At 36.2% G+C, this 17,058-nt stretch carries 16 protein-coding genes; 11 read left to right on the forward strand and 5 right to left on the reverse strand.

Annotated elements, in window-relative coordinates:
• The first annotated feature begins 328 nt into the window (after window positions 1-328).
• From EsVE80_RS00975 to EsVE80_RS00995, 5 genes are all read left to right on the forward strand, one after another.
• Window positions 329-1,288: a metal ABC transporter substrate-binding protein gene (locus tag EsVE80_RS00975; protein WP_173102066.1), complete on the forward strand. Its 960-nt coding sequence runs from the start codon at window positions 329-331 to the stop codon at window positions 1,286-1,288.
• Between the two features lie 122 nt (window positions 1,289-1,410).
• The gene (locus tag EsVE80_RS00980) at window positions 1,411-2,094 is read left to right on the forward strand and encodes a metal ABC transporter ATP-binding protein (protein WP_173102067.1); all 684 of its coding nucleotides are present in this window, start codon (window positions 1,411-1,413) and stop codon (window positions 2,092-2,094) included.
• A 76-nt stretch (window positions 2,095-2,170) separates the two neighbouring features.
• A complete protein-coding gene (locus tag EsVE80_RS00985) occupies window positions 2,171-3,010 on the forward strand; it encodes a metal ABC transporter permease (RefSeq protein WP_173102068.1) in 840 nt (279 codons plus the stop codon).
• 229 nt (window positions 3,011-3,239) lie between these two features.
• Window positions 3,240-4,058, forward strand: coding sequence for a pur operon repressor (purR, locus tag EsVE80_RS00990; protein WP_173102069.1), 819 nt, complete (start codon window positions 3,240-3,242; stop codon window positions 4,056-4,058).
• 137 nt (window positions 4,059-4,195) lie between these two features.
• Window positions 4,196-5,071: an alpha/beta fold hydrolase gene (locus EsVE80_RS00995; protein ID WP_173102070.1), complete on the forward strand. Its 876-nt coding sequence runs from the start codon at window positions 4,196-4,198 to the stop codon at window positions 5,069-5,071.
• Between the two features lie 55 nt (window positions 5,072-5,126).
• Here the strand turns inward: EsVE80_RS00995 and EsVE80_RS01000 are convergent, their stop codons facing one another.
• The 5 genes from EsVE80_RS01000 to EsVE80_RS01020 all read right to left on the reverse strand — a co-directional run bounded on the left by EsVE80_RS01000 (window position 5,127) and on the right by EsVE80_RS01020 (window position 9,423).
• Window positions 5,127-5,744, reverse strand: coding sequence for a YczE/YyaS/YitT family protein (locus tag EsVE80_RS01000; RefSeq protein ID WP_173102071.1), 618 nt, complete (start codon window positions 5,742-5,744; stop codon window positions 5,127-5,129).
• Window positions 5,745-5,802: 58 nt separating this feature from the next.
• Window positions 5,803-7,251 carry a glycoside hydrolase family 1 protein gene (locus EsVE80_RS01005; protein WP_173102072.1) on the reverse strand — a complete coding sequence of 483 codons (1,449 nt, stop codon included), beginning with the start codon at window positions 7,249-7,251 and terminating at the stop codon, window positions 5,803-5,805.
• 173 nt (window positions 7,252-7,424) lie between these two features.
• Window positions 7,425-7,760: a PTS lactose/cellobiose transporter subunit IIA gene (locus EsVE80_RS01010; RefSeq protein ID WP_269474253.1), complete on the reverse strand. Its 336-nt coding sequence runs from the start codon at window positions 7,758-7,760 to the stop codon at window positions 7,425-7,427.
• Between the two features lie 32 nt (window positions 7,761-7,792).
• Window positions 7,793-9,061: a PTS sugar transporter subunit IIC gene (locus EsVE80_RS01015; RefSeq protein WP_173102073.1), complete on the reverse strand. Its 1,269-nt coding sequence runs from the start codon at window positions 9,059-9,061 to the stop codon at window positions 7,793-7,795.
• Between the two features lie 47 nt (window positions 9,062-9,108).
• Window positions 9,109-9,423, reverse strand: coding sequence for a PTS sugar transporter subunit IIB (locus EsVE80_RS01020; protein WP_173102074.1), 315 nt, complete (start codon window positions 9,421-9,423; stop codon window positions 9,109-9,111).
• 194 nt (window positions 9,424-9,617) lie between these two features.
• Here EsVE80_RS01020 and EsVE80_RS01025 point away from each other — a divergent pair, with 194 nt between their 5' ends.
• From EsVE80_RS01025 to EsVE80_RS01050, 6 genes are all read left to right on the forward strand, one after another.
• On the forward strand, window positions 9,618-11,525 hold the full coding sequence (locus tag EsVE80_RS01025) for a BglG family transcription antiterminator (RefSeq protein WP_173102075.1): 1,908 nt from the start codon (window positions 9,618-9,620) through the stop codon (window positions 11,523-11,525).
• Window positions 11,526-11,691: 166 nt separating this feature from the next.
• Window positions 11,692-14,460: a sigma 54-interacting transcriptional regulator gene (locus tag EsVE80_RS01030; RefSeq protein ID WP_173102076.1), complete on the forward strand. Its 2,769-nt coding sequence runs from the start codon at window positions 11,692-11,694 to the stop codon at window positions 14,458-14,460.
• Window positions 14,461-14,535: 75 nt separating this feature from the next.
• A complete protein-coding gene (locus EsVE80_RS01035) occupies window positions 14,536-14,955 on the forward strand; it encodes a PTS sugar transporter subunit IIA (protein WP_173102077.1) in 420 nt (139 codons plus the stop codon).
• 17 nt (window positions 14,956-14,972) lie between these two features.
• Complete coding sequence (locus EsVE80_RS01040) at window positions 14,973-15,443, forward strand: PTS sugar transporter subunit IIB (protein WP_173102078.1); 471 nt, start codon at window positions 14,973-14,975, stop codon at window positions 15,441-15,443.
• An 18-nt stretch (window positions 15,444-15,461) separates the two neighbouring features.
• Window positions 15,462-16,253, forward strand: a complete 792-nt coding sequence (locus tag EsVE80_RS01045) for a PTS mannose/fructose/sorbose/N-acetylgalactosamine transporter subunit IIC (RefSeq protein ID WP_173102079.1) — start codon at window positions 15,462-15,464, stop codon at window positions 16,251-16,253.
• A complete protein-coding gene (locus tag EsVE80_RS01050; protein WP_173104095.1) occupies window positions 16,237-17,058 on the forward strand; it encodes a PTS system mannose/fructose/sorbose family transporter subunit IID in 822 nt (273 codons plus the stop codon). The genes EsVE80_RS01045 and EsVE80_RS01050 overlap by 17 nt, the downstream gene beginning before the upstream one ends.

Consider the following 17,058-nt stretch of genomic DNA (forward strand, 5'->3'; position numbering starts at 1 on the left):
AATTTTTCCTATCTTTAATAAAATGAATAAAAAACTTACCATAAAGTTGGTAAGTTTTTTTGCGTAAGATGAAACTAGCAAGATAGCAGTTAAAAACGCCGAATCCAAAGCAATAAATTATTATTTTATGTAAAAATACGCATACATTTTTGCATCGTCATATGAATGAAAAGTCCTTTGTTACGGTTTAGAAGGAGATATTACGTTTAAAACGTAACTGATACGTTTTATCTTGACGAGTTATTTTTTGTCTGTTAAATTAATTGTCGTGGCAAATCGGAAAATTACGATTTGATTTCATCGTGTTTAATTTAGGAGGCATAATTGAATGAAAAAATATATACTTGGCTTAGGTGTTTTACTAAGTGCCGTTGTTCTCACAGCTTGTGGCAATAATAAAGAGGCTAGCAGTCAAAATAACGACGGCAAAATAAAAGCAATTGCGACTTTTTATCCGATGTATGAATTCACTAAAGAAGTGATGGGAAATGAAGGAGAAGTTGAACTTTTAATTCCGGCAGGAACAGAACCCCACGATTATGAACCAAGTGCTAAAGATATTGCAAAAATTTCGGAGGCGGATGCTTTTGTCTACAATAGTGAAGAGATGGAAACATGGGTAGATAAAATTAAAGACAATATCGATAAAGATAAGACCAAAATGATTGAAGCGTCGCATCAGATTGACTTACTGGCATCTAGTAATGACGGTCATGATCACGATGAAGATGTAGACGAACACGCCCACGAAGACGAACATACCCATTCAAAAGATCCGCATGTCTGGACTGATCCTGTGATGGCAGTGAAAGAAGTAAAGGAAATTCAAGAAGAGTTAGCAGAAAAATATCCGGCTAAAAAAGCACAATTTGAAAAAAATGCTACTAGTTATATTGCTAAATTAAATGATCTAGATAATAAATATGAAGCAGCTTTTAAAAATGCCCAAAATAAAACATTTGTAGTGCAACATGCAGCTTTTGGTTATTTAGCTAATCAATATGGTTTAACGCAAGAATCTATTTCTGGTATTTCACCAGATCAAGAGCCTTCGCCAAGTCGTTTAGCGCAGTTAAAACATTTTGTCGCTGAACATGATACCAAAGTTATCTACTTTGAAGAAAATGCTAATTCGAAAGTAGCAGAAACTTTATCCAAAGAAACAGGCGTAAAACTAGCGGTTTTAAATCCATTGGAAAGCTTGACACAAAAACAAATAGATCAAGGGGAAAACTATCTTTCTGTAATGGAAAAAAATTTGCAGGCTTTGCAAGCAACAATTAAGTAAGGTATGGTAAAAATCGCATTATAGCTAGTTAGTAAATTGAAGCTTGCGATAAAGTAGCCCATATAGTTGTTAAAATTTTCTACTTATTAACTTTTAACTTTAAAAGAAGAGGAGGCGCAACTTTGCGCTATATCGATGTTAAAGATTTAACGTTTTATTACGATGACGAACCGGTTTTAGAAGATATTTCGTATTACGTAGAGGATGGCGAGTTTGTCATTTTGACTGGTGAAAATGGCGCTGCTAAATCTACCTTAATCAAAGCAACGCTTGGACTTTTAAAACCGAGTAAAGGTTCTATCGAACTAGCTAAGGAAAATGCGGCGGGAAAAAAGATTAGTATCGGGTATATTCCTCAACAAGTAGCCTCTTTTAATGCTGGATTTCCGAGTACAGTGGAAGAGCTAGTTCGTTCAGGCCGCTATCCGCGGGGGCGTTGGTTCAAACGCTTGAGTAAAAAAGATCATGAACATGTGAAAAAAGCCTTAGAAGCTGTCGGAATGTGGGAAATGCGCCACAAAAAAATTGGTGAACTATCAGGTGGCCAAAAACAGCGTATCAGTTTAGCCCGCATTTTTGCGACAGATCCGGATTTATTTATTTTAGATGAACCAACTACGGGAATGGATGAGCAGTCCCGTAATGAATTTTACCGTTTATTGCGGCATAGTGCTCATCAACATGGCAAGGCCATCTTAATGATTACCCATGATCATGAAGATATTAAACAATATGCGGATCGCCAAATTCGCTTAGTACGTAAAGAAGATTCGCCATGGCGCTGTTTTCATATCGATCGTGAATAGGATTATCGTTTGTCTAGGCTAAGTTTATTTGTTAAAAAACGCAAGTGTGAAGGTTAACAAAAAGGAGATTTTATTTTTGAGCTTACTAAATTATGAATTTATGCAACGAGCAGTTTTAGCAGCGATTTTTATTGCTGGTATTGCGCCAATGTTAGGGGTATTTTTAGTGATTCGGCGTCAGTCACTTATGGCGGATACTTTGTCTCATGTATCATTAGCAGGTGTCGCACTCGGATTTTTCTTGAATTTAAATCCGAATTTGACAACGATGTTAGTTGTAGTTGTAGCAGCGGTTGTTTTAGAATATTTACGTTCGATGTACCGCAGTTATTCGGAGATTTCCATTGCAATTTTAATGGCTGGTGGATTAGCGTTGGCGCTTGTTTTAATGAATTTGTCTGGTGGTAATTCTGCGACAAGTATTCAATCGTACCTTTTTGGCTCAATTGTGACGATTACAAGTGGCCAAGTTATTTTTCTGGCAGTTTTATTTGTTATTGTCCGTGTATTGTTTTTTTTATTTAAAAGACCAATGTATGTACTAACTTTTGATGAAGATAGCGCTCATGTAGATGGACTGCCAGTTCATTTGATGTCCATGGCATTTAATATTTTAACAGGTGTGGCAATTGCCGTGATGATTCCGATTGCCGGGGCACTCCTTATTTCGGCAATTATGGTTTTACCAGCAGCTATTGCCATGCGTTTAGGAAAAAGCTTTGATGTGGTGATTTGGATTGCAACCTTTGTCGGTCTTTTTGGAATGTTGAGTGGTTTGACGACTTCATTTTATTTGGATACGCCACCAGGAGCTACTATTACGCTAGTTTTTATCGGTTTATTTTTAATTGTGAACGTCAGCAAACGACTTTTTGTAGCATTACAACGTTTTAAAAATAAAAAAATTTCACAATAAAATTGTTTTACTGTAAATTTGTAAACGAAAGGAATGGGAGAAGGTCTATAGACCTTCTCCCATTCCTTTTTTATTTTCACTCGTTAGATTTTTGCCGCACTATTTTGGATATTTTCAAAGAAAGCGTTCACGTTTTACGAACTATTTTGCTTTTTTTTCAGTTAATGCTCGCTTTTTTTGTAATAAGCCCTTATAATAAGGCGAGAAATTTATCAGGAGAGTGAACAGTGTGAAAGTACGTCGTAGTGAACGATTAATCGATATGACGCATTATTTATTGGAACATCCTCACGAGTTGATTCCATTAACCTTTTTTGCGAAACGTTACGAATCGGCTAAATCTTCTATCAGTGAAGACTTGGCTATCGTAAAAAAAACATTTAAAGAGCGGGGAACTGGAATTTTAGATACAATTCCTGGCGCTGCCGGTGGTGTATTATTTGTGCCAGAAATTCCTTATGAGGATGCAAAAAAATATATTCACGACTTGGCAGAACGTTTATCAGAACAAGACCGCTTGTTACCAGGTGGCTATGTTTATTTATCAGACTTGTTGGGAGAACCAGAGTTATTACGACAAGTAGGTCGTATTATTGCTTCAAAATATTTAGGTCAAAAAATCGATGCCGTGATGACAGTCGCGACCAAAGGGGTGCCAATTGCCCAAGCGGTATCTTCTTATTTGAATGTACCTTTTGTGATCGTACGCCGCGATTCCAAAATTACCGAAGGATCAACCGTTAGTGTAAATTACGTTTCCGGTTCTTCGGAACGTATCGAGAAAATGGAATTATCAAAACGTAGCTTAAAACGGGGCTCTCGCGTGTTAGTAGTAGATGATTTCATGAAAGGCGGCGGTACCGTCAATGGCATGAAGAGTTTAATTGAAGAATTTGAATGTGAATTAGTTGGGGTAACCGTTTTTGCTGAAACGAAGTTTAAAGGCATCAAAGCAATTAAAGATTATACCTCTTTGCTTTATGTAGAAGATGTTGATACCAAAACCAAGACTATTTCTGTTGTACCAGGAAATTATTTTTCTGCATAAAAACAGGCAACCTTACAAGGTATTGTAAGGTTGTTTTTTTTGTCAAGATACAAATTCTAATAATTGCTGACTTGGCAAAAGAACGCTTTATTTGTATAGTTAGACTAAAGTTAAACAATGGAAAGCCGGGATAGATTGTGGATACATATAAGATTAATACCGACAATGGTACCAAATTGGATTTACTAGTATTAACGTGTCAAAAACCAAAGGCAATTGTGCAAATTATTCACGGAGCATTAGAATATAAAGAACGCTATCTTCCTTTTGCAAAATTTTTACAAAGTCATAATTTTGTAGTTATTTTGTCTGATAATAGAGGACACGGTGCATCGGTGTCTGCAGCAGATCCGTTTGGAGTAATGGAAAGTTTTTCTACCTTAGTCAATGATCAAGTAATTATCAGCGATTTTATTCAAACGAAATATCCTAATTTACCGCTTTATTTATTCGGTCATTCTTTTGGTTCTATCATTGCCCGTAATTATTTACAAAAAAATGATCAACGAGTGACGAAAGTCGCATTAACCGGGACGGCAAATTATGTACCGGTAGTTCCATTAGGAATAGCTGTAGGTAAGTTTTTTTTACGTTTCAACGATAATCAAAAACAAAACAAATTTTTGAATTGGCTTTCTGGCAACATGGGCGTTGAGCACGATTGGCTAAGCAATAATCCAGCAAATAATGCACAATGCCGGCAAGATAAACAGATGGTACCTGTTTATCCAGTCCGAAGTTTACTAACTATTTGGGAAGGGGATCGTCAATTAAAAAATTATTCTGCTTATCACTGTCAAAACCCCCAATTACCTATTTTAAGTGTGGTAGGAGCACAAGATGTTAAAATAACGGGCGGAAAAAAAGGACTGGCAGATACACTTGCCACATTAAAGAAAATCGGCTATACAAATGTTAAAAGTATTGAGATGCCGGGGATGAAACATGAAGTCTTAAATGAACTTGACAAGCAAGCCGTTTATACCGTCTTACTGAATTTTTTGGAAGAATAATAAAAAACCGGAATGACAACATGAAAGATGTTGTCATTCCGGTTTTTTAATAAAATTATTCCCATTTTTTTGAAAGGAAGAAGCTTTCTTTTTCCAGAATTTTAGTCAGCAATTTAACAAAAAAACTAACGAAAGGGCCAATTAGAATTACCCCTAAAATGGTACCAACACCTATTGAAGCACCTAGTAAAATCCCCAATGATAAAAAGAAAACATCTAGTAAAAGACGCACAATGCCCATGTCCTGACTTGTCTTTTGAGCTAAAAAAATAGAAAAGGCCTCAACGGCGCCACTGCCAACATCAGCACAAATATAAAGTGCTATTCCGATTGAAAAAAATAAAATTCCTATGAATAGTTTGAGATAAGAAAATCCAGTGAGGGGAAGAAAATAAGGAAATAATTTGAACCAAAAATCAATAAGACTTCCTAAACCAAATGCGTATAATACGCTACCGATTTTGACAAAGTTGCGATCAAACAAAAATAAAACTGTCAGTAATAGCAGTCCAGCTACTATACAACTGATGCCAAACGATAATTGCAATTGATCAGCTATACCAAGTGAGAATGTACTAAACGCATCCATGCCCATTGCGGCAGAACTAAACAGTGCAGCGCCAAAAGAAGCGCTTAGGAGTCCAGTGCTAAACAAGCTAATTTTTTTATACATAGTACCTCCATTTCTAAAAAGGCAGGCACAGCTTTTAGTCGCGTGCCTGCTGTCTATCTTAATGTTCAGTTACTAAATAATTATCTACTGCTAACTTTGCGCCGTTTGTCGCAATTACTTGTTGATACCAATAAAAGGAATCCTTTTTATAGCGATTTAAATCTTTTTCATCTTCATCGGTACGATTAACATAAACAAAACCATACCGTTTTTTGTAGCCGTTACTTGTAGATAATAAATCAATGTATGACCACGGGCAGTAAGCTAATAATTCGACGCCGTTGTCAATCGCATTTTTCATAGCGATAACGTGTTTTTGCAAGTAATCAATTCGATAGTGGTCATGGATACGACCGTCTTCTTCTAATGTGTCGTAAGCACCCATACCATTTTCTGTAATCATCAATGGCACGTTGTAACGGGTGGCAATATCGCGCAGAGTATATTCTAAACCTGTTGGGTCAATCGTCCAATCCCAGTCGGTTGTGTCTAAGTTTGGATTTTTGACCATCTCATAGAAATCCGGTTGAATTTCTTCTCCGCTAAATTGTCCTTTTACGCCTGAAATATTTACCCCTTGGTATTGACGTGTAGCATCTTTTTTAGGTGCTTTGGCACACATCGAAGAATAGTAGTTAATTGCAATAAAGTCAGACATAGCCGATTGACAAATTTTTTCATCTTCTTCGTGGAAGAGTGGTTGCATATCGTGCTCTTTTAAATAACGAAAAGCTGATTCTGTATAAAAACCTTTTAAATACATATCTAAAAAATATTGATTTCGTAAATCTTGGGCATTCATGGCAGCACGTGCATCTTCTGGTTTAGAAGTTAATGGGTAGATAGGGTCATAACCTAATGCTGGTCCAATTGTTCCCCCTTCTACTAGCTCATGACATAATTTAGTAGCTAGTTTATCAGCCAAATGCATATGATGGTTAATTTGGTAACGCATTCTGGCATCATTTAGATATTTTTCTGGAACATAGTTTTTCTTTGTCCAATATTGCACAATAATACTTTGTTCGTTGATACTAATCCATTTTTTCACTTTATGCCCAAATTCTTTGAAAATTAATTCAGCAAATTCAGCAAAGTCAAAAATAGATTGGCGATCTACCCAGCCATCGTATTTTTCTACTAGCGCCATAGGCATATCATAATGGTATAAAGTTGGGATAGGCTCAATGCCGTTTGCTAGTAATTCATCAATTAAATCGTGATAAAACTGTAGGCCTTTTTGATTAACTTCACCTACGCCATCTGGTAAAACGCGTGCCCAAGCAATGGAGAAGCGATAACAATTCATCCCCAACTCTTTCATTAAAGCAACATCTTCTTTCATACGATGGTAGTGATCGCTTGTAACGGAGGCGTCAGCAAATTGGCCGCCTTGATTATTGATATCTTGCATAGATTCTTTTTTTCCATCCATTAAAGCAGCGCCTTCTACTTGATAAGCGCTAGTAGCAGCACCCCATAAAAAGTTTTTTGGAAATTGTTTCATGTTGCATTTCTCCTTCATAATTTATTGCGTCAAATAAGTCTTGGATAGGTTTTGAAATAACCAATAAGATATTTTTTAGTTATTTCAGAACAGCTATCAAGAGGACTTGTTAAACGCTTCGTTTTGTATTTAAAACGAAAAAGACACGTCATTGGTCGGACTTCTTCAGCGTTTTAGCGGGTTGAAACTATTTCAAATAAATCAATTAAATCGCGCGTTATGTTCACTTCGCTGGTAATTGTCATTAAGTGATCTTGCGCATGAGTAAATAAGAGACAAGATTCGTAATTATGCCCACGAGCTTCATTTTGAATAACTTCAGTTTGTGCTTTATGAGCAAGTAAAATGTTTTCCTTAGCTTCTTTCAAGTGTTCTTTGGCAGCAGCAAATTCCATTTTTTTAGCCGCCGTAATTGCTTCTTGTGCTTTTGTACGCCCGTTGCCGGCGTGAATAATGATTTGCATTGCCACAGTAAGCAATTCATTTTCGGTCTCTTCCATTAATTTCATTTCCATTACGTACACTCCTTTTATTTAAATTGTTATGCGATTGACTCTACTGGTGATTTCAGTTCTGTTTGTTGGCCTGTTTTTAATTCCTCGGCAAGTACTTCTTTTTCATAGACTTTGAAGAAGGGATACCAAATTCCAAAGTAGATTGCAAATAAGACAAAGTAAACGATGACTGCACGGAAATCTTTAGTTAAAATGACACTCGAAATGGGTGCAGGAATTTGAGCTAGTTGCATTAACTCATAAGGGATTTTTAATAACCCGCCTTTCATTGCAAACCAAACGACACAACACCCGACGATAGAATTTATCCACATTGGCATCATTAAAATAGGATTCATCACGACCGGGGCACTGAAAACAAGCGGCTCATTAATATTGAAAATAGATGGGCCAATGCAGATGCGTCCTAAAGTTTTTAATTTTTGGGATTTAGAGAACATCATCATAATGTTTAACGCCAATGTGGCACCAGTTCCGCCCATCATGATCAGTCCGATACTATAAACTACTTCATTGGTAACAATATTGCCGGGTTCTAACCCTTTTTGAACAGCTAACGTGTTGGCTGCAATTCCAGCGATAAAAATCGGATTTTGAATCGCTGACCATAACCAAGTTGAAATTCCCATGGAGTAAAAGAACGCTGGAATTAAGACCAGTAAAATTAATCCAGGTAAAGATTGGCCAAAATCTTGAATCGGAGCAAAAAGTCCGATAATAACTTCGAAAATATCGATTTTTAGACCAAAAATTAGGCTAGCCCAAAAGGCAAGACTTGTAAAAATCGGAATGATATTGTTGATCCACTCAAGAACAAAATCAGGCATTTCACTTTCTTTAAAAAGATTAAGCTTAGTATAAAGGTGGAAAATGAGACTGATTACCCCGCCGACAATGACACCAATTAAAATTCCAGAAGGTCCGATGCGATCCATTGCATAAGTTCCTTCTTTTGCACCAACGGGTTGTAAAAACATCAGCAACGAACAAATAGAAACGATGCCGGCAGTAATGGCATATTTACTGTGATGCAGTTTTTCCATATACTGATTGGCAACCATAAAAGCTGCAATTAAACCAATAAGCCCGAAAGAATAATTGGAGATATTTCCTAAATCGGGTAATACAGGTAGATAAGAACGAAAAACGTTGTAAAAAAATACAAGTGAACCAGTTAAAATAAACGGTATTAATTTTTGCATGGCACTGGACAGTCCGGCAACAGCTGGTTTTTGAGTGAAAACTCTCGCTTTGGGGGCAAAAGAATTACCTAACCAATCCATAAATTTTTTCATCTGAACTACTCCTATCAATTATTTTTTGCAGTGGGAAAATGGGATGTTTAAGCTTGGATATGTTCTAAAGCAAATTTGAGCAAGCCTGGACCATCTAGCATGCCATAAATATCTTGTGGAATGACTTCAACAGGAACACTGTATGGCGCCGCTTGTTCTTGCATTTGTTCTTTTAATGAAGCGTAATGAGGCCCAAGCAATAAAATGTCAATTGCGTCTAGATATTGGGGGATTTCACTTTCGCTGCGGGCTTCCACAGAAGCATTGACTCCTTGTTTTTTTGCCGCTTTACGTGTTTTTTGGGCTAAAAAACCACTGGACATTCCTGCACCACAACAAAGTAAGACATTAATATTTTCCATGATAAATTCCTCCGAATATGTTTTTTTATTTTTTTGTTTTCTTCAACCGGTTGCTGTTTACATGTCTATTATTAAACGAAAATTGTTATGTCTCAAATTTACTTTTGCACGGGTGCGGTGCAAAAAACTGTAATTGTAAACACTACCAAGAGTGGCTATAATTGAAAATGTAAAATAAGTGAAGGAGTGAACGAATGAAAGAAAAGCAAAAAGCGCTAATTCATTATCTGGTTTGTGCTGACCGTGCAGTCTCTTCAACTGTCTTGGCGAAAGCTCTAAATATTTCTCCTCGCACCGTAAAAAACTATGTTAAAGAAATTAATACATTGCAGTCAGCTACAATCAGTGCCTCCAACCATGGCTATAGCATTAATCAAAAAGCGGCGCACCAATTATTAGCGCAAGAAAAAGATCAAGAGGAAGTCCCCGATACATTTGAAAAACGTGTTTTTTATTACATAACCGCACTGTTAATTCACCATCAAACTTTGAATATTTTTGATTTAGAAGAAGATTTATTTATTAGCGCGTCCACCATACGGGCAGATATTCGTAAAATGAATAAAAACTTTGGAAGTAAAAAGTTACGTTTTACAGTTCGAAATGATTATTTAGAAGTTGTGGGGGAGGAAAAAGAAAAGCGAAAGTTAGTATCATTGTTAATTTTTGCTGAAATGCCTGATAAATACTTAGATTTAACCCGGTTAAAGAAGCACTTTCCTCCAGCAGATGTGGGAATAATTACCACGATTATTCAAGAAGTTACCCACGAGACAAAATATTGTTTCAACGATTTTTCATTCGCCAATTTGGTTTTGCATTTGTTGATATTGGTGGAGTCTATTCGAAATGGTCATACGCTGACTTCACGGGCGATGTCACATACTTGGCTACCACAAGACAAAGCCAAATTAGTAAATGAAATGATTGCCAAATTAGAAGCTGCCTTTTCAATTGAATTAAATGATTCCGAGCGAGAAGAACTTCACGTTTTGTTTCAAGTGAATACGAATTATTTACCCAGTAGTGATTTTGAAGAGATTAAAGGGATTGTTGGTACAGACTTAGTGCATCAATTAGAAGGAATTTTAGCAGAAGTCTATCAAACATTTGGGGTGAAATTGAATCAAAGTTCTTTTGTAATTCCCTTTGCACTCCATCTAAGTGGACTAGTCTCACGGGCCAAAGAAGCTGCTTATATTCAAAATCCAATGTTAGATAGTGTCAAACAAGATTTTCTTATTGTGTATATGATTGCTGTTTTTATCAGTTTGCGGCTAGGCGAATTAAATGATCTGCATATAACAGAAGATGAAACAGCCTATATTGCTTTACATGTGGGATCTGAGTTGGAAGACCAGCATCAAAATAGTCATAAAATCCCCACTGTTTTAGTAGCACCTAAGTATATGGGGTTAAACGAAAAATTATACACGCAATTAAATCATAACTTTGAACAAGAATTGAATATTTTAGCTGTTTGTCAAGATTTGACAGAAATAAAAGCATATCAATTTGATTTGTTGCTAACCACTTTAGCAGCGCCTTTGCATGAAGACTATGATGTGATTAAGTTAGCGCCTATTTTAAATAGTCAACAGCGAAGTTATTTGGGGACAGAAATTGCAAATGTGCGTTTAAGACGTAAGCGCAAGATTTTATTACAAAATTTTTCTACTTTTTTTGATGAACGTTTCTTTTTTTACGAACCAGAAGCAACAAATGCTACAGAAATCTTGCATTTAGTCTGTCAAAAATTAATAAGCGAAGAAATAGTCCCCACTACCTTTTTAGAACATGTTAAAGCAAGAGAAGCTGCTGCTGATACTGCTTATGATCAAATTGCGATTCCCCATTCGATTTATTCAGAAGCAGTCACAACAAAGATTGCGTTGGTTATTTCCAAAAGGGGGATTTTATGGGGTGGAAAAAAAATTCATTGCATGCTGCTACCGGCTATTAGTCGTTTAGATCGAAATCGTTTTTTAGATATTTATGAAGCACTGATTTCTTTATTTGACGAAGAAGATGCATTCGTAGAGTTGATGAAGATCACTAATTTTTCTGCATTGAAGCAGTTATTGTCTGAAAAATTTGATTAAAGACAGAAGTAACTTGCTTTTATAACATCTTATATCGTTTTATTAATATTCGCTAAAAAATGGTGGGAGTTAGTTAAATTCTCACCATTTTTTGTGCTACAGTATGGCTAAAACTGGAAACGTTTTTAATAGTTCAATCAGTAAATAATTGTAAGTGGGGATAACGATGAAAGAAGAATTATTGACATATTTGGAAAACCAAACGGCTTTTATTGATCTTCGCCATTTAAGTGAAGTTTTTACGGCGCAAAAACTAGCAGAGATTTTTGCAGTGAAGCGCAACACCATTAGCCATTACCTCAATCAGTTGAACGAAGCCGGACTATTGGTGAAAATCAATTCCCGTCCGGTTTATTATTTCCATAAAGAGGCGTTTGAAAAAGATTTTTTCTTATTGCGAGATAACTTTTACCAAAGTAGTGAGGAAATTTTAAAAGAGCAACCTTTATTTGAACAGCAAAAAGATTTGTTTTCGTTACTAATCGGCCATGATAAGAGTTTGAGTCGTGCAGTGGAACAAATCAAAACAGCACTTTATTATCCAGATAACGGCTTACCGACATTAATTACTGGCGAAAGTGGGACGGGGAAGAGTTTTTTAGTCCGCTTGATTCATAAGTATTGTTTGGAAAATGAATTGATTAAAGAAGATGCACCGCTTATTACTTTAAATTGCGCGCAATATGCTAATAATCCAGAGCTATTAACTAGTAATCTTTTTGGGCATGTAAAAGGAGCATATACAGGGGCTGATAGTGATAAAATCGGGGCGTTTGAAGCCGCAGACGGCGGTATTTTATTTTTAGATGAAGTCCATCGGTTAAATGCAGAAGGACAAGAAAAGTTATTCACTTATTTGGATCAGGGAATTATTTATCCTATGGGAGCCACAAATCAACCAATTAAGGTCAAAACACGTCTGTTTTTTGCTACTACCGAAGATTTGGAGAGTAGCTTTTTAACGACGTTTATGCGACGGATTCCCATTCAAGTAACCTTGCCTGCAATTAATGCACGCAGTCGAAATGAACGCTTGGAGTTAGTTTATTCCTTTTTATTAAGTGAAGTGCGTAAAATTAAGCGACCGCTGAATGTGAGTGGTCAAGTTTTAACTTTATTAACGAACAGTGGGTTCAAAGGCAATATTGGTGAGTTGAAAAATATAGTAAAAGTTACTGTTGCCAAAGCTTTTGCCGAACAAAAAAATGCCGCAAAAATTAATGTATCAATTTATCAACTGCCAGAAAAATTATTAGTACCAGCTACAGGAAATTTACAAAGTGTGCTCCAAAAGGATACTGTGATGACGGAAAATACAACCATTCCTCAATTGTTAGAAAAAAATCATCCACAACAACAAAGAGTAATTACGACTTTTGAGCACATTATTACGGAATTTTCAAAACAGCAACAACTTGCAATGTGTGAAGAACAATTAAAACAAGAAGTGGAAAATCTGTTTGATTTCCTCCTCTTTGAAACAGATCGCCAACAAAAGCAAGAGCTGCTGATTTACTTAACCCAATATATTCGAGATACGTTTAAGCAAATGGAAAGTGCTTATCAAATCAAATTTAACGGTAACGCGGTTTATGCCATCAGTTATTATCTATTTCAACGAGGAGCGGGAAAATGGTACCCAGAAGATGCGAATGTTTTGGGCTTAATCAAGGAATTAGAAGGACAAATCGCGCGTGAATATGCAGCAAGTTATCAATATGTCAAACGTTTATTAGAATTATGTCAGCCAAAATTAGACTTGGAAATCTCGGAGATGGACTGTATTTTACTGACAATTTATTTGAATCGTGCAGATTGGCAAAAAGAGTTGGGAATTCCCCGGGGGATTATTGTAGCTCATGGTTATGCAACAGCTAGTAGTATTGCCAATGTAGCGAATCGTTTTTTAGGTAAGGACATTTTTGCTTCTTTTGATATGCCACTGGATGTTACGCCTCAACAAATAGCAGAAGAAATTTTAGATTATAGTGAAAATCAAGATGTTTCCAATGGTTTAGTTATTTTAGTTGATATGGGATCGTTAAAAGAGATTTATCAATTCTTTCCAAAACAACTTACTGCACCAGTGGTTATTATGAATAATGTAACGACACCGTTAGCTATAGCAATCGGGGAGAATTTACAAAAATCGCTTCCGTTACAAGAAATGATTGAAACCGCGGCTAAACAAACCCAGCTTGACTGGGAAATTATTTATCCTGCGGAAAATAAAATGAAAGCTTTAATTACAACTTGTCTTACTGGGATTGGAACGGCAACACATATCAGCCAATTATTAGAAAAAAGTTTGCCAACTTCCGTGGAATTAAAAATTTTTCCTTATGAATATGAGGTCTTAAAAGAGCATAAACAAAATGAGACTATTTTTTCCATGTATGATGTGTTGGGGATTATTGGCACAGCGGATCCTGGAATTTCAGGAGTACCTTATTTATCTTTAGAAGAATTAATTTCTGGTGATGAAAACCAACTATTGTCCGAATGGTTGAGTACGTATTTGTCTCCTACAGAAAATAGGACATTCAACACCAACGTGATTCGTAACTTTTCACTAGAAAAAGTGATTGATTCGGTTACGATATTAGACACAGAAAAAGTAATGGGCGAAATTGAAGTCTTTATGCGGGAGTTAGAAGCTTATAGCGGGATTGTGATTAGTAACGCGAAAAAACTCGCATTGTATGTACATGTGAGTTGTCTAATTGAACGCTTAATTCGTAATATTCCGATAGATTCCTATGCCGATTATGAAAATTTATATCAGTGTCAAAAGCTTGCTTTAAACCAAATCAAAAAAGCTTTTAGTGTCATAGAAAACGATTACAGTGTCAAGATTCCGGATTCTGAAATTGCTTATATTTATGATATTGTTTACCAAAACATTGAAAATACAGCAATTGATGAAGATTTTTAATAAAAGCAAGTTGTGTACCACTAAAGTTGGCACACAACTTGCTTTTATTTTGGTGTAAGAAATGAGGTGACGAAAATGGAAAGAAAAATGATTTTAGCTTCCCACGGAAAATTCGCTTCGGGGATTTTGAGCTCGTTGGAATTGATCTGTGGTAAAAATGACAATATTACAACATTGGATTGTTACATAACAGAAGACTTCGACCTAACCAAGGCTGTGGATGCGCTAATGGAACAAAATGCAGAGGCAGAAGTAGTGGTGGTAACGGATTTATTTGGAGGTAGTGTTAATAACGAATTTTTACGTTACATCGATCGGCAACATTTTTACTTAGTAGCGGGTATGAATTTACCGTTTCTAATTGAGTTTGCGACGCAATTTATGTTTGCCCCAGATTTAAAGCAAACAATCGCAACAGTTTTGGATAGTTCAAAAGAAGCCATTCAGTTTTGTAATTTAACGTATAGTACTACTGTGGCAGAAGAAGACTTTTAAGTAAGGAGAGAAAAATTATGATTATTTTAACACGTGTTGATCACCGTCTATTGCATGGTCAAGTTGCTTTTTCCTGGACCCAAAGTTTGGGAGCAGATTGTATTTTAATTGCTAATGATGATGTACCAAATAACGAGGTGCGCAAAACTACAATTAAATTAGCCAAGCCGCAAGGGGTGAAATTAGTAATTAAAAATATTGAAGACTCCATTGCGGCATTAAAAAGTGGGGTAACAGATAAATATAAATTATTTATTGTGGTGGAGTCAGTTAAAGATGCATACAAGCTGGCTGAAGCTTATCCGGAAATTAAAATTATTAACTTGGGTGGAACAAAAGTAAAAGAAGGCACTAGAAGTATTGGCAAAGCAGTCAATGTTTTACCCGAAGAAGAAGAGCTTTTGAAAAAATTAGTGGCGCAAGGTGTTGAAGTTGAAATTCGCCAAGTACCAAATGATAAAAAGGTAAATGTTACTGAGGTTTTGTAAAAGAAAGGTAGTGAAGAAATGATTGTACAAGCAATTTTACTTGGCATCGTCGCTTTTATTGCACAATCAGAATACGCATTGGGAACGTCCCTTTTGTCACGCCCGATTGTGACAGGTTTATTTACCGGAATTGTATTAGGTGATATAAAAACCGGCGTTATCATGGGAGCAACACTTGAACTAGCATTTATTGGATCATTTTCTGTAGGAGCTTCTATTCCACCAGACGTTGTAACTGGCGGTATTTTAGGAACGGCCTTTGCGATTACAGCAGGAGCAGGTACTGAAACAGCATTATTACTTGGTTTGCCTATTGCTACGTTGACTTTGATTTTGAAGAATATTTACTTGGGACTTTTGATTCCGATTATGAACCACAAAGCAGATGATTTTGCCGCTGAGGGGAATTACAAAGGTGTAGAACGTATGCATTTATTAGCCGGTTTTGGCTTATCTTTCATGCTAGGATTAATCGTGATAATTTCCTTTATGGTGGGAAGTAAAACAATCGGGAATTTACTTGCGATGATTCCAGAATTTGTCCAACATGGCTTATCTGTTGCAACAGGTTTAATTCCTGCGCTAGGTTTTGCAATGTTGGCGCGTTTATTAATTAATAAGAAAGTGGCACCGTATTTCTTCTTAGGTTTTGCATTAGCGGCTTATTTAGAAATTCCAGTGACCGGAATTGCTATTTTTGGTGCGATTGTTGCCGTTGTGGTAGTAAATATTATGAATGTTCGCACAAGCCAAGGTTCACAAGTTCAAGCCACTACTGGGGAGGTAGTTGATGATGACGAAGACTTCTAATACGGAATTAAAAATTACAAAAAAAGATTTAAGCAAAGTATTTTGGCGTTCATTTCAAATGGAATTTTCATGGAATTATGAACGTCAAATGAATATGGCTTATGCCTATGCTATGATTCCAATCTTGAAAAAATTGTATCAAACAAAAGAACAAATGGCAGATGCTTTAAAACGCCATTTAGAATTTTTCAATACAACACCACATATTGTGACGCTAATCTTAGGAATTAATGCAGCAATGGAAGAAGAAAATGTAAATGATCCAGATTTTGATACTTCTGCAATTGATAGTATTAAAACTTCTTTGATGGGGCCTTTAGCAGGAATTGGCGATTCATTTTTCTGGGGAACGCTTCGTTTGATTGCTACAGGAGTTGGAACATCACTCTCTTTACAAGGTAATATTTTAGGCCCAATCTTGTTTTTGTTAATCTTTAACATCCCACACATTTTATTTCGCTATCTTGCAACGAGTTGGGGATATAAGTTAGGAACGGGCTTTTTGAAGAAAATCCAAGCAAATGGCATGATGGAAAGCTTAACTTTGGGTGCATCTATTATCGGGTTGATGGTCGTTGGAGGAATGACAGCAACGATGATCGATATCAATTTACCAATGAAAATCGGTTCTGGAGAAAATGCCGTAACGGTACAAAGTATTTTTGATGATATTGTTCCAAAAATTTTATGTCTTGGGGTATTCGGTGCAGTCTTTTATTTATTGAAAAAAGAAGTAAAACCATTAACAATTCTTTTAGGTTTAGCTGTAGTGGGGATTCTAGGTTCATTAGTGGGTATTTTCTAG

Origin of the sequence: Enterococcus saigonensis, assembly GCF_011397115.1 — a bacterium.
Lineage (GTDB): Bacteria > Bacillota > Bacilli > Lactobacillales > Enterococcaceae > Enterococcus_C > Enterococcus_C saigonensis.